Here is a 14451-nt window from a genome sequence, read left to right as displayed (position 1 = left end):
ATTTCCCCGAGGTTTTTGAACATTCTTAATAAGTATATTTATACCAAGCCTTAAATAGTAGTGTTATACTACATTTTATATGAAACCTATAAAATGTAACAATGGAAAAACAAACAACAAGCTATCAAAGCGATCTAAAATTCCACCATGACCTGGCAATATGTTTCCAGAATCTTTCACTCCATAATGCCGTTTAAATGCTGATTCAACTAAGTCACCAATTTGTCCAAAAACAGAAGCCAATATCGTTACAAGTATTACAACTAGAGTAGAGAAGGAGAATGGGGCAATTAATTGGAAAACTACGGCGACAATACAAGCTAAAATAATTCCTCCTAATGCTCCTTCGATTGTTTTCTTTGGACTGATTTCGGGCCAAAGCTTCTTACGTCCCATTTTACGGCCAAATATATAGGCGCCAGTATCCGTTGACCACACCACAAGTAATGCATAAATAACATAATTTAATCCAGCATTACGTGTCTCAATTAAATAATAGAACCCAATTCCTATATATACAACTGCTAGAAGCATAAAACCGACATCATCAAATGTGAATTTATTTTTCACCAATACCATGTAAGTCAACAGTGACATCACAAACAAAATAGTTACTTCCATTTGTGTTAATCCAAAGAACGTAGAAGAAACATCTTGAAATGGAAACAAAATGAACCATAAGAATGCAATTGCCAAAAAAGATGGTAATGAATAGATTGTTACTTTATGCATTTTCATAAGTTCAATGAGTCCAATGGTCGCTATTGCATATACAAAAAGGGTAAATGGCCAATCTCCGTAAAGAACGAATGGTAAGAATAAAACCAATGCTAAAATTGCTGTCTGGATCCGTTGCTTCATATCTTTTTCATCACCTTAAATACCTCCATATCGCCTTACTCGCTGTTGATAATCCAGAAGAGCCTGCAAAAACACTTCTTCATCAAAATCTGGCCATAATACGTCAGTAAACCAGAACTCAGAATAGGCTAATTGCCATAATAAAAAATTACTCAAACGCTGCTCTCCACTAGTACGTATTAATAAGTCCGGATCAGTTGTGCCATTGGTATATAAGTATTCTGAAAAAACATTTTCATCTAAAGCTTCGATGGATAGCTTCGAATCTTCTATGTCAGTCATTATTTGTTTCGTTGCCTGCAATATTTCAATTCTACTACCATAGTTTAAAGCAAAAATTAATAATAATCCATCATTATTCTTTGTTTTACCTTTAGCATACTGGATTACTTCTTTCGTAGGATCGGGTAAAGCATCAACATTACCAATTGTTTCAAGTCTTACATTATTTTTCATCAACTCCGGTAAATAAACATCGATGAACTCTTTTGGAAGTTTCATGATAAAATCGACTTCTGACTTCGGTCTTTTCCAATTTTCAGTAGAAAACGTATAAAGGGTAAGTGCTTCTAGGTTAAACTTAGATGCAGCCTTAACAATGTTTTTAACAGTCTTAACACCTTCCCTATGACCAGCTATGCGTGGAAGACCACGTTTCTTTGCCCACCGACCATTCCCGTCCATAATAATTGCTACGTGATTCGGTATGTGTTCAAGATCCATTTGCCCTGTTTCTTCTTTTTGTTTATTGTTTAAAAAAGGAAATTTCATTGACATAGTTTTGTCCTCCAAATACTGTTGATTATCCACTTACAATCCTTTAACTATAATCAATACTGAAGGAAAAAGAATTATAGTACTATATTATCCTATAAGGATGAATCATCATTATATCATTAAAATCATTTTTTATTATAACGATTACGTAACAAGAATACAAAAGCCCCCTTAAACAAGAGGGCTATCTGCATCTTATTTTACACTTTATTGTAGCGTTAATAAAGATTTTAAGGAATAAAATTTAAGAGGTTGTTCAAAAATCCCATACCAACTGATGTTAAATCAACCTATATCCTCTGGTTTTGCGACGCATCAACTATGCTTTGTCAGCGTAACTAATTCGACATTTTTTTGAACAAGCAATTTAAGAAAAAGATAGTATGATATTATACTTCCATAATATCATTTTCTTTATCCTTGGTAATCTGGTCGATTTTAGCGATTTGATTGTCTGTTTCTTTTTGAACGTTCTCTTGAAAACTACGCAATTGATCTTCTGTAAGGTCATTGTTTTTTTCTGCCTTTTTTAATTGATCATTTGCATCACGGCGAACATTTCTTACTTGAACTCGAGATTCTTCCGCATATTTACCAACTACTTTCACTAAATCTTTTCGTCTTTCTTCGGTTAGTGCTGGCATATTTATACGAATTACATTTCCATCATTTGATGGGGATATACCCAGATCGGCTTTTTGAATTGCTTTTTCAACATCAGAAAGGGATGACTTATCATATGGTGAAATCAAAAGCATTCGTGCTTCTGGCACAGAAATAGAGGACAATTGATGTAATGGTGTTGATGCACCATAATAATCCACATAAACATTATCCAGCAAGTTAGCACTTGCTCTTCCAGCTCTTACACTTGCCAGGTTTTTAGAAAATGCTTGTACAGCTTGTTGCATTTTATCTTTCATTTCTTTAACTATCATTTCTGACATGGTTATTTCCCCCTTATTGTTGTTCCGATTTTCTCACCAGTAACAACCCTTTTTATATTTCCTTTTTCCATAATAGAAAATACAATTAATTGAATATCATTATCCATGCATAGGGAAGAAGCAGTTGAGTCCATTACACCTAGGTCTTTGTTTAACATTTCCAAGAATGATAAACGCTCAAACTTCTCTGCATCTTTATTGATTTTAGGATCATCTGTATAAACACCATCAACATTGTTTTTGGCCATTAAAATTACTTCAGCTTCAATTTCTGCAGCTCGTAACGCTGCTGTTGTATCTGTAGAGAAGTATGGATTCCCTGTACCGGCTGCGAAGATCACGACACGTTTTTTTTCCAGATGACGAATTGCTTTTCTTCTTATGTAAGGTTCGGCTACCTGACGCATTTCAATTGATGTTTGTACACGCGTAGGAATGTCAATGGTTTCCAAAGCATCCTGAAGTGCAAGAGAATTCATTACCGTTGCTAACATGCCCATATAATCAGCAGTTGCACGATCCATTCCCATTTCACTTCCTACTTTTCCACGCCATATATTTCCACCACCTACAACAATAGCAATTTCAAGTCCTAGTTCGGACACTTCTTTTACTTGGCTTGCGATTGACTCCATTACTTTAGGTTCAATACCTGACCCTTGTTCACCACTTAAAGCTTCTCCACTTATTTTAAGTACAATTCTACGGTAACGAGCTGTAGACATATTTACCTCCATAGAAAACCTGTATTGTTATTGAGAAGTAGGGAACAACATTTGTTCCCTACTATACACACCTACTACTTATTCTTTAATTTGATTCATTACTTCTTCAGCAAAATTCTCTTCACGTTTTTCCATGCCTTCGCCTACTTCATATCGAACGAACGTCTTAACTGTTGCACCTTTGTCTGCAACATATTTTTTAACCTTCTGATCTGGATCTTTAACAAAGTTTTGTTCTAATAGACAAATTTCTTCAAAGTATTTACCAAGACGACCTTCTACCATTTTTTCAACAATATTTTCAGGCTTACCTTCGTTTAAAGCTTGTGTTTTCAATACTTCACGCTCTTGATTAACCTCTTCTTCCGAAACTGCATCACGAGAAATATAACGTGGGTTAACAGCAGCTACATGCATCGATATATCTTTAGCAACATCTTGTTCTTTCGTACCTTCTAGTACGGACAATACGCCTATTCGGCCACCCATATGAAGGTACGCCCCAAATGCATCGTTATCTGTTTTGTTTTGTAGTGTAAAGCGTCTTAATGAAATCTTTTCACCAATTTTTGCAACAGCTGAGTTAATGTATGCTTCCACGGTGTCACCATCACCATGTAGTTTTTGGGTAAGTACTTGTTCTAGGTTTTCTGGCTGCTGTTTTAAAATATGTTTTCCTATTTCTGATAATAATTGTTGGAACTGCTCATTTTTTGTTACGAAGTCCGTTTCACAATTAACTTCCAATAGAACAGCTGTATTTCCATCTTCTTCAATATACGTCGCACCCTCTGCTGCAATCCGATCAGCCTTCTTAGCAGCTTTAGACATGCCTTTTTCACGTAAATAATTTATTGCACTTTCCATATCTCCGTCTGATTCTTGTAGTGCCTTTTTACAATCCATCATACCTGCACCAGTTTTTTCACGTAGTTCTTTTACCATTTTAGCTGTAATAGCCATAAAATTTCCTCCTTCTAATGTCTTTCTAAAAAAGGTGATAAAAGGCTCTTATCCTCTTATCACCCTCATTTTTTCTACTATTAATTAACCTTGGTTAGCTTCAACTTCAGATTCAGTTTTAGCTTCTGATTCTTCTTCTTGAACTTCTTGCTGTGCCTCTTCTATTTCTTCACCTTGTTTTACTTCTAAAATAGCGTCAGCCATTTTTGAAGTCAATAGTTTAACAGCACGAATTGCATCGTCATTTGCTGGGATAACATAATCAATTTCATCAGGATCACAGTTTGTGTCCACCATTCCGATAATTGGAATGTTTAATTTATGAGCTTCAGCGATCGCGATACGCTCTTTGCGAGGATCAATAACGAACATTGCATCTGGCAACTTGTTCATTTCTTTAATACCACCCAAGAACTTCTCTAAGCGATCTTTTTCTTTTAATAAGTCAACAACTTCTTTTTTCGGTAGTACGTCAAATGTACCATCCTCTTCCATACGCTCAATGTCTTTTAGACGATTAATACGCTTGCGGATCGTTTGGAAATTTGTAAGTGTCCCACCTAACCAACGTTGGTTAATGTAGTACATTCCTGAACGGGTTGCTTCATCACGTACTGAATCCTGTGCTTGTTTTTTGGTACCTACGAAAAGAATCGTTCCGCCATTTGAGGCGATTTCTTTTACGTATTTGTACGCTTCATCAACCTTTTTAACTGTTTTTTGAAGGTCAATGATATAAATGCCGTTACGCTCTGTGAAGATGTACTTCTTCATCTTTGGATTCCAACGGCGAGTCTGATGTCCAAAGTGTACACCAGCTTCTAATAACTGCTTCATTGATATTGCTGCCATAATAAATTCCTCCTTGGTTTTTTTCCTCCGCTTAGATCACTTTTGCATAAAGACCATTTTACTGGCACCATCCACGCAAATTACTAAACGTGTGTTATGAAAACTTGTTCATTATTTATGAACATAGTATTTACACCAGAAATTAATATATCACATAGAATGCATGTAATCAAGTATTACAATTATTTTTTTCATCAGGCATGTAATTTAATAATTAATGCGACCTCCGTTTTACCACAGTCCAACTTCTGTGCTATTTCTGTTTCGGAGAGTCCTTTATGATAAAGTTGTAAAATCCTTGCTTGTAATGAGGCTTCCACACGATCAACAGCTTCATATTCTGGGGGGGTGTGTTCATGATGCGATTTATTTTCGGCCGTTGTTTCTAGTTCCATATCTATGTTGTCTATATCTGTATTTCTAGCTGACATATCCTTTAATAGTTCATCTTGCAAACGTTTATTTTCATCTTTGAATTCTTGTAAATAAACTTCAAAAAGTTCCACGATATCATCATTATCATTAGAATCTGTTTGCTTTAAAGTCTGTATCTGTTTAAAGAATTGATAAATAACAACCAATGTGATGATGTGTAATAAAAAACTTATAATCAGTACAAATGATACCATTTAGCTACACCTTCTATCCAATAAAATCTATCTTTTCCTCAAGGGTTGCGCTTCTTAGCCTTCTCTCTTGGTAAAACCAGTTGATGATAATTCATTACGACTTAGGCTTGAATTTTTTTTAGTGAATTTCTTAATTTAAAAATCGCTTTTTTATGTATTTGTGAAATCCTTGATGTAGTTAGATGTAGAACCTGTCCTATTTCTGTCAATGTTAACTCATCATGATAAAATAAACTGATTACCATTTGCTCATTGTTGTTTAATGTTTGTATACCTTCTGAAAGTTCATCTTTCACTTCCATCGAAAGCACACTTTCTTCAGGTGAAATTGTTACCTCGTCAGCAATGGTGTAACCTAAGCCTTCCTTTAGATCGCTATCACCATTTCGTGGCTTTTCTTCAATTGATAATACATGTGCAAAAAGCGAATCTTTGATAATGGTTTCCACTTCTTTGGGTGACATGTCCGTTTTTACAGCAATTTCTTCCGATGTAGGGACTCGTTGATACATTTGTTCCAACTCTTGTGAGATTTGTTCGATCTTTTTCGTTTTTTCTCTCCGGGATCTCGGGAGCCAGTCTTCCCTTCTTAATCCATCAATAATAGCGCCACGAATGCGAAATGAGGCATATGTATCAAATTTCAAATCACGACTGGGTTCAAATTTTTTCAATGCATCATATAAGCCAATTAGCCCAAAACTTTTTATATCATCTCGATTCACATTATTTGGTAAGTGACTGGAAATCCGCTCCACATGAAAGTTTACTAAGTACCTGTAATTTTGTATTAATTGATTTGCTGCTTCATTATCTTTATTTGATATCCAATTATCCCATAGCTTTTGTTCGTGAGGAGATTTATTAGTTGTCATTTGAATTGCTCCTCCTTAAACTAGTTTTAAATGATTTTTTCCTGCTTTTTTATTTTACGTATCTTCAATTCACATGTATAGGGGTCAAATTCAATAGTTCTACCACTATTGCCGCCTAAATCAGATGACACAACTGGAATTTTAAGTTCCTGTAACTTTTCATGAACAGCCTCACTATTTCTTGTACCAATTCGAGTGATATTGGAACTAGAAGTAAACGAAAACATTTGTGCTCCACCAGCTAACTTTGCTTTTAAAGAGCGTTTAGCGGCTCCAGCTTTCACTAAACTTTCAATTAGAACAGGGATAGCTGTATCTGCATATTTATATTGATTTATATTTTCTTGCCTGGTCAAACCGGAATCTGGAAGCAATATATGTGCTAGGCCCGCAATTTTCCTTGAAGAATCATATAGTACAACTCCTACACATGAGCCGAGCCCTGATGTCCGTATCGTATCTGGTACTGTAACAATATTTAAATCAGCAATTCCTACCTTGATAATTTTCTGGTCATTCATGTTTGTCAATTCCGAGCGCATTAAATATTTTTGGAAATGACTCTGGATCCGGCAGTAACAATAAATTACCATGTATCCCATCCCCAAGGTTGCTGTTGATCTTTGTATCTATAATGGTGACGGAATCTGTTACTTGGGACAACTCAAGTAATCCTGCTGTTAAAATTGCTCCAGCCATGTCCACGCTTAAATACGGAACGGATGGTTGCATATTTATATTGGTAAAATCAGATAAAGCTGCTAAATAAGAACCTGTTAGAATATTACCCATTTCCTGCAACACTGAAATTGCTAGTTCATTCGCAGGCCCATCGCTTGCAAAATCAAATTCAACTTCATCGGTGAGTTGACTTACCAAGGTTCCAGCTTCTTTGGTTGTTAAAATGAAATACACTGTACCAGGTGTTTCACCTTGAATTCGGAAAAGGATAGCCACAATTAACTCATCCGGACCACCGATTAATTCCATCATTTCATCATAACTTACGACATCTACAGCGGGTATCTGCATTTCTACTTTTTTATTTATTAACTTAGACATGGAAGTCGCTGCATTACCTGCACCGATATTTCCGATTTCTTTGAGTACATCTCTTTGTATACTTGTAAGATTCATATCATCAATCCCTCACCCTTCCACTGTCTTTAAGTCATTTATTTCCTCAGGTTTTAATACGTTACGCAAATGAAGCAGAATAAGTAAACGATGGTCCAGTTTAGCTACACCTTCTATATAGTCTTCGTCAACACTTCCTATTACTTCTGGTGGAGGTTCAATAGCATCTTCTGGTATGTCGATAACATCATTGGCCGCATCAACGATTAGACCAACTTCCATATCATCAAGATATACAATGATTATTCGAGTTGTTTCTGTGGATGCCATTTTTTCGATACCAAAGCGAGCTCTTAAATCAATTACCGGTATAACAACACCACGTAAATTCATAACACCTTTTACAAAATCGTCTGTTTGTGGGACTCTAGTAATTGGCTGCATGCGTTCAATTGATCCTATTTGTTGTACAGATACAGCATACGCTTCATTTTTTAACTGAAAAACGATCACTTTCCTATCCATGATATTCACTCCAATATTGCTATTTTAATAGTTTATCTTCTACCCTTTGAACTTCTAACTAGATTCGCAATGCTCAAACCAATTTGATTCAAAGGTAAAACATGGTCCACGCAGTTTGTCTTTACAGCTGCATTTGGCATTCCATAAACAATAGAAGTTTCTTCAGATTCCGCAATAACTACCGCATTTTCGTCTGCTTCTTTTAATCGTTTAATTCCTTCTGCACCATCATTACCCATACCTGTTAATATAACTGCAAACTTGTTAACTTGTTGCAAATTAGCTACTGATTTAAATAGCACGTCTACGGATGGCTGATGTCTATATAAAAGCGCATCATTTATTAGCTCGATAACAAACTTGTTACCAGTCTTCTTAGCCTTCATATGGAGCCCTCCTGGTGCTATATAAGCTGTTCTGTCTTTAATCGTTTCTCCATGAACAGCTTCTTTGACATGCATATTTGTTAAGGTATCTAGCCTTTCCGCAAGTGACTTTGTAAATTTTTCTGGCATATGTTGTACAATTAAAATTGGTGGTAAAAAGTCATTAGGAATGTCCATCAAAACTTGTTGCAATGCTCTAGGACCTCCTGTTGAAGTACCAATGGAAACGATTGTTTTTTCAAATGGTTGCTTTTTACGCGCTGTATTTTGAGAGGCTTGTCCTTCGTTTAATTGTGATGAATGATTAACCTTGGCCTCAGCAGCATTTATGACCTTCGTAATTATTTCTTGAGCACTTGATTCGATATCCAAAGAAATGGATCCAGATGGCTTCATAATAAAATCAACTGCACCATTAGACATTGCTTGAACGGTCCTGTCAGTTCCATCTTTTGTCGAACTAGAAAGCATAATAACGGGTAAGGGATTCCTATGCATAATTTGTTGTAAGGCAGTAATTCCGTCCATGACCGGCATATGAATATCCATTGTCACAACATCAGGAACTAATTCCTTTATTTTTTGTATACCAATCTCACCATTTCTGGCTGTAGCGATAACCTTGATGCGATTCTCGCTTTCTAATATATCTGAAATTATTTTTCGCATAAATGCCGAATCATCAATCACTATCACACGGATTAAATGCATAATCTTACCTCTCTGTTAGCAATTTTTTTAATTTCTGAATAAATGATGCAGACTCAGTAAATTCTTTTACGTTATTTGTATAATTAGTGGTAAGCTGGTTCATTGCTTTAGAAACAGCAGACTTTTCATTTAACAATACATAGGGAATCTGTCTTCTCACAGCTGTAGAAACAATTTTATCTTCCGGAAGAATTCCCAGTAATTGAATGTCGGTTTGAAGAAACTGAAATACGACTTGTTTGAATCTTTTCAAGGATTTCATTCCATCTTTATGTGTTGAAGCGCGATTCATTATCACGTACAACGGCATTGCAGCCTGATTTGTTAACACATGTTTCACCATGCTATATGCATCTGTGATAGATGTAGGTTCTGGAGTTGTGACAACAAGACATTCATCGGAAGCAAGAATAAAAAATATACTATCCGACGTAGCTCCAGCGCCCATATCAAAGATAATGTAATCATACATTTGTATTAATTCTTGATACTGCGTAAAAAAATACTCTCTTTTTGCATGATTCATTGTAAAAAAATCACTCATCCCGGAACCACCTGCAATATAGGCTAATTCACCTGGACCTGTCTCGATAATATCATGAATGGATAACTGTTCATTAAACATGTCGATAATTGTTTTATGTGCATGTAATCCGAGTAAGATATTAATATTTCCCATACCTACATCTAAATCGATTATTAACACCTTGTTTTTATTTTTTATTAAACCTAACGAGAAATTCAGTGCAACATTTGACTTACCAACCCCACCTTTTCCACTTATTATAGACAGCGTTTTTGCCTGTCTTGGGTTACTGGCATGTTTAAGTTTTCGACGCAAGATTTCCGCTTGATCCTGATCACGCATTATTCTCACCCACAATATAATCCGTAATTACTTCTGGTGTAAGATGCACAAGATCATCGGGAACATCTTGGCCATTTGTGACATACGCGATACCGACATGTTTATTTATTGCAATGTTTAACATGGTCCCATACTGTCTTGTTTCATCAATTTTAGTAAAAATAACTTCCTTAATCGGGATATGGTAAAATTGATCATAAATTTCGGTTAAATCTTTAGGCTTTGCAGTTAAGGATAAAACGAGATATGTAGCGAGATCCATACTTAAATCAATCGTATCTTCTAATTCTGTTACATATCTCTCATCACGGAAGTTTCTACCTGCCGTGTCAATTAAAATTAAATCGTAGTTTTGAAATGATTCAATCGCATTCTTGTATTCCTCTATGGTATAAGCCACTTTTACCGGTACGTCCAAGATCCGAGCATAGGTCTTCAATTGTTCTATGGCGGCTATCCGATACGTGTCGGTAGTAATAAAAGCAACCTTTTTATTATCATTAAGCATACTATGCGCAGCAATTTTTGCTAACGTAGTTGTTTTGCCCACACCTGTCGGACCAACAAATTGAACGATTTTTTGATCATATGTGATACCTTCAAAAGATAAATCACGTAATCTATTTTGAATTTCTTTTTTAATCTCCTGCTTAATCGTATTCAGACTAGGCTTAGTCTCTAAGCCTTCGCTCTTTTTTACTACATTATTTATTAGTTGCTCCGCAAGCTTATTATCTACCTCCTGTTCCAGCAAGTGTTGATAGACGAGTTGATAATCAACTGAATAATTACTTCCATTTGATAGTGCTTGATGCGAAATAATTTTCTTTAAGTTTTGAATCTCATTTATAACTTCTTTACTATCCGATTGGCTATTTGATTGCAAAACAGGATCATTTATAACCGGTACTTTTGATTCTTTCTTTGTTTTTGCTTCCTCTTTCGTTTCTAAAGGGTGCGGATCAAGTGCTGCTATTACTTCAATATTTTGCTTTTTAAATAATCCGAGAAAACCACCTTTTTTTATTTCTTTAGAATTCAATATGACAGCCTCTGACCCAAGTTCATTTCGAATTTGTTTCATCGCTTCCGGCATTGTTGGTGCTACGAATTTTTTTACCTTCACGCTACATTCACCACCCCTACGCTTTGAATTTGTACATTTGGTTCTAATTCATTATATGACAACACAACGACTTGTGGCAGGTATCGATCCAATAGTTGCTTTAGATACATTCGAATTGCCGGTGAACATAATACAATTGCTGTTTCTTCCTGTAGTGATAGTTTTTCTACCTCTTCATGTATTTTTTTAATAATAAGCTGCTGTGATTCCGGATCTAATGCTAAATAATTACCATGCTCCGTTTGCTGAATATTTTCGGCAATCATCTTTTCCGCTTTTCCTGATACAGTGATAACTTTTAGGGACATATCATCATGTACAAATTGTTTGGTGATTTGCGATGATAATGCTTGCCTAGAATACTCTCCCAGTAACTCTGTGTCGTTTGTCATTTTAGAAAAATCTGCCAGTGTTTCAAAAATGATTGGCAAGTTACGTATGGATATATTTTCTCTAAGTAGTTTGGCTAGAACTTTTTGAACATCACCCGTCGCTAATGGTTCTGGGGTAACTTCTTCCACTAATATTGGATAGTTCTCCTTTAAATGGTCAATTAATTGCTTCGTTTCCTGCCTTCCCAACAACGTGTGAGCAACATGCTTGATGACTTCCGTGATATGGGTGGAGACAACTGATGGCGGATCAACAACTGTATAACCTGATAATTCAGCATCATCTTTATTATCTTCTGTAATCCATTTTGCGGGCAACCCAAAGGCTGGTTCCTTCGTATCAATTCCATCTATATGATCGTCATCTATATCAGGCGCCATAGCTAAATAATGATCTAATAGTAATTCACCTGATGCTACTTCATTTCCTTTAACCTTTAAACGGTATTCATTCGGATTGAGCTGTATGTTATCTCGTATTCGAACAACAGGAATTACTACCCCAAGCTCTATAGCTAATTGTCTGCGAATCATAATGATACGGTCTAATAAATCACCGCCTTGATTGGAATCAGCTAGCGGTATAAGTGCATAACCAAATTCAAATTCAATTGGATCCATATTTAATAGATTTACTACATTCTCAGAAGACTTCATTGAAGAGCTTTCCGTTTGATCCTCTTCCTCTATGTCTGGTACTTCAGGTTCCTTGGACTGTTTTAATAATAAATATCCGCTAAGTCCCAATATACTCGCAAGCAATGTAGTCAGAAAAAAGTTGATTGGTGTGAAACCTAGCATAAAGATTGTTCCAGCGGCAATGAGTAGTAATTTTGGGTATTGCAATAATTGTCCAGTTACTTCTGAACCTAGATTACCAGTAGTTGTCGTTCTTGTTACAACAATTCCTGTTGCAGTTGCAATTAAAATAGCAGGAATCTGACTTACCAAGCCATCTCCTATCGTTAAAGCCATGTATGTATTGATTGCTTCTTGGAAAGACATATCCATTTGAACCATACCTATTATCAGCCCAAATATAATATTGATTAGGACAATTACAATTCCAGCAATCGCGTCTCCCTTAACAAATTTACTTGCACCATCCATTGATCCATGGAAATCTGCTTCATTTTCAACTTTTTCACGTCTTTCTTTAGCCTGATGTTCCGAGATTAATCCAGCATTTAAATCTGCATCAATACTCATTTGTTTACCAGGCATGGCATCCAACGTGAAACGAGCCGCAACTTCCGACACACGCTCTGCACCTTTTGTAATAACCAAAAATTGAATAACAACTAAAATTCCAAATACAACAAAACCTACAAGTGGGTTCCCTCCTATAACAAAAGACCCAAATGTGTCAACCACCCCACCGGCATCTGCTTCGGATAAAATTGATCTAGTTGTCGAAACGTTCAAACCAAGTCGAAATAAAGTTAACAACAATAAGAGAGTAGGAAAAACAGAAAATTGTAAAGCTTCCTGGGTATTCATAGATACTAAGATAACAATTAATGCTAATGTTATATTGCATAAAATGAGTACACTTAATAGCCATCCAGGTAGCGGAATAACTAACATAATAATTATTAAAATAACACCTAAAAGTACAGACAAATCACGTGCTCTCATTATTGACTCTCCTCATTGCTCAAACTTTTTTCTCTAGTCGATAGACATAGGCCAGAATTTCAGCGACCGCTTGATAAAACTCCTCAGGAATCACATCACCAATTTCAAGCGCATTATGTAAAGAACGTGCTAATTGTCTATCTTCTACTGTTACAACATGATGTGCTTTAGCTATTTCTTTAATTCTTAAAGCCATGTGGTCTGTACCTCTTGCTACTATATAGGGGGCAATAGCTTTTTCCTCATCATATTTTATTGCAATTGCAAAATGAGTTGGGTTTGTAATAACCACATCTGCAGTTGGAACCTCACTCATCATACGTCGCTGCGCCATTTGCTTTTGCTTTGCTTTTATTTTCGATTTGATAAGAGGGTCGCCCTCCATGTTTTTGTGCTCATCTTTTACATCTTGCTTAGACATTCTCAAGTTTTTTTCGAAGTCATACCGTTGATAGACATAATCCAAAATAGAAAGGAATAATAAAGCTAAGGTTGCTGATATCCCCATGATTATCGTTACTCTAGAGAAGAATGCTAGTGCATTTTCTGCGTTTATAAATGCTTGCATCATCATTTCATCTTTATAAATCCAAATAATCGTAAACGTAATAACACCAATAAAAACAATTTTCAATAATGATTTTAATAACTCAACCAGAGCACGTGCCGAGAAAATCCGCTTTGCCCCTTGTATTGGATCAATTCTTTTCAAGTCAACTTTCAAAGGTGTAGCAGTAAACAAAAAGCCAATTTGAGTTAGATTGGATACCAATCCAGCAATAATTGCCCCCAACATAATCGGAGCTAGCATTTTTGCTAGTTCAACAGCAGCTCCTGAGAATATTTGGTGAATAGAGTTTTCCGTTAACTCCCAATGGATGAATTCTGTAAATGTATGTTCATATAATGTTGTCAGTGTATCTCTCATGTAACTACCAAATACAAATAGTAGAATAAAAGAAAATAACAATAGAATAGCTGTATTTACATCCTGACTTTTAGCAACCTTTCCTTTTTGGCGCTCATCTTGTTTTTTCTTTGGAGTTGCTTTTTCTGTTTTTTCACCTGCAAAAAATTGTAAATCCAGTTTCAGTTGCAC

At 35.7% G+C, this 14451-nt stretch carries 16 protein-coding genes; all 16 read right to left on the bottom strand.

The genetic code is table 11. From position 1 onward, the window contains the following. Positions 1-75: 75 nt before the first annotated feature. The 16 genes from OLD84_RS09190 to flhB all read right to left on the bottom strand — a co-directional run bounded on the left by OLD84_RS09190 (position 76) and on the right by flhB (position 14451). On the bottom strand, positions 76-861 hold the full coding sequence (locus tag OLD84_RS09190; protein ID WP_209461311.1) for a phosphatidate cytidylyltransferase: 786 nt from the start codon (positions 859-861) through the stop codon (positions 76-78). A gap of 15 nt (positions 862-876) precedes the next feature. Next, a complete protein-coding gene (locus OLD84_RS09185; RefSeq protein WP_209461312.1) occupies positions 877-1638 on the bottom strand; it encodes an undecaprenyl pyrophosphate synthase in 762 nt (253 codons plus the stop codon). Between the two features lie 389 nt (positions 1639-2027). Next, on the bottom strand, positions 2028-2585 hold the full coding sequence (gene frr, locus OLD84_RS09180; RefSeq protein ID WP_209461313.1) for a ribosome recycling factor: 558 nt from the start codon (positions 2583-2585) through the stop codon (positions 2028-2030). A 2-nt stretch (positions 2586-2587) separates the two neighbouring features. Continuing rightward, complete coding sequence (gene pyrH, locus OLD84_RS09175) at positions 2588-3310, bottom strand: UMP kinase (RefSeq protein ID WP_209461314.1); 723 nt, start codon at positions 3308-3310, stop codon at positions 2588-2590. A gap of 78 nt (positions 3311-3388) precedes the next feature. Then, positions 3389-4273: a translation elongation factor Ts gene (gene tsf / locus OLD84_RS09170; protein WP_209461315.1), complete on the bottom strand. Its 885-nt coding sequence runs from the start codon at positions 4271-4273 to the stop codon at positions 3389-3391. Between the two features lie 84 nt (positions 4274-4357). After that, entirely contained in the window at positions 4358-5125 is a 768-nt protein-coding gene (gene rpsB, locus OLD84_RS09165; protein ID WP_209461316.1) for a 30S ribosomal protein S2, read from the bottom strand. Positions 5126-5319: 194 nt separating this feature from the next. Further along, positions 5320-5754, bottom strand: a complete 435-nt coding sequence (locus OLD84_RS09160) for a DUF6115 domain-containing protein (protein WP_209461317.1) — start codon at positions 5752-5754, stop codon at positions 5320-5322. A 101-nt stretch (positions 5755-5855) separates the two neighbouring features. Then, positions 5856-6629 carry a FliA/WhiG family RNA polymerase sigma factor gene (locus OLD84_RS09155; RefSeq protein ID WP_209461318.1) on the bottom strand — a complete coding sequence of 258 codons (774 nt, stop codon included), beginning with the start codon at positions 6627-6629 and terminating at the stop codon, positions 5856-5858. 26 nt (positions 6630-6655) lie between these two features. Beyond that, the gene (locus OLD84_RS09150; RefSeq protein ID WP_209461319.1) at positions 6656-7150 is read right to left on the bottom strand and encodes a chemotaxis protein CheD; all 495 of its coding nucleotides are present in this window, start codon (positions 7148-7150) and stop codon (positions 6656-6658) included. After that, a complete protein-coding gene (locus OLD84_RS09145) occupies positions 7143-7766 on the bottom strand; it encodes a chemotaxis protein CheC (RefSeq protein ID WP_209461320.1) in 624 nt (207 codons plus the stop codon). Before OLD84_RS09145 ends, OLD84_RS09150 begins: the two co-directional genes overlap by 8 nt. A gap of 12 nt (positions 7767-7778) precedes the next feature. Then, on the bottom strand, positions 7779-8231 hold the full coding sequence (locus tag OLD84_RS09140; protein WP_209461321.1) for a chemotaxis protein CheW: 453 nt from the start codon (positions 8229-8231) through the stop codon (positions 7779-7781). A gap of 32 nt (positions 8232-8263) precedes the next feature. Beyond that, on the bottom strand, positions 8264-9328 hold the full coding sequence (locus OLD84_RS09135; RefSeq protein ID WP_209461322.1) for a protein-glutamate methylesterase/protein-glutamine glutaminase: 1065 nt from the start codon (positions 9326-9328) through the stop codon (positions 8264-8266). A 4-nt stretch (positions 9329-9332) separates the two neighbouring features. After that, a complete protein-coding gene (locus OLD84_RS09130; RefSeq protein ID WP_209461323.1) occupies positions 9333-10196 on the bottom strand; it encodes a MinD/ParA family protein in 864 nt (287 codons plus the stop codon). Next, positions 10189-11322: a flagellar biosynthesis GTPase FlhF gene (gene flhF / locus OLD84_RS09125; RefSeq protein ID WP_209461324.1), complete on the bottom strand. Its 1134-nt coding sequence runs from the start codon at positions 11320-11322 to the stop codon at positions 10189-10191. Before flhF ends, OLD84_RS09130 begins: the two co-directional genes overlap by 8 nt. Further along, positions 11319-13352 carry a flagellar biosynthesis protein FlhA gene (flhA, locus tag OLD84_RS09120; RefSeq protein ID WP_209461325.1) on the bottom strand — a complete coding sequence of 678 codons (2034 nt, stop codon included), beginning with the start codon at positions 13350-13352 and terminating at the stop codon, positions 11319-11321. The genes flhF and flhA overlap by 4 nt, the downstream gene beginning before the upstream one ends. Before the next feature lie 19 nt (positions 13353-13371). Next, entirely contained in the window at positions 13372-14451 is a 1080-nt protein-coding gene (gene flhB, locus OLD84_RS09115; protein ID WP_209461326.1) for a flagellar biosynthesis protein FlhB, read from the bottom strand.

It is taken from the genome of Virgibacillus natechei (assembly GCF_026013645.1).
Taxonomy (GTDB): domain Bacteria; phylum Bacillota; class Bacilli; order Bacillales; family Amphibacillaceae; genus Virgibacillus_L; species Virgibacillus_L natechei.
The sequence above is the reverse complement of the archived record's forward strand: the minus strand, read 5'-3'. Positions and strand labels throughout refer to the sequence as shown.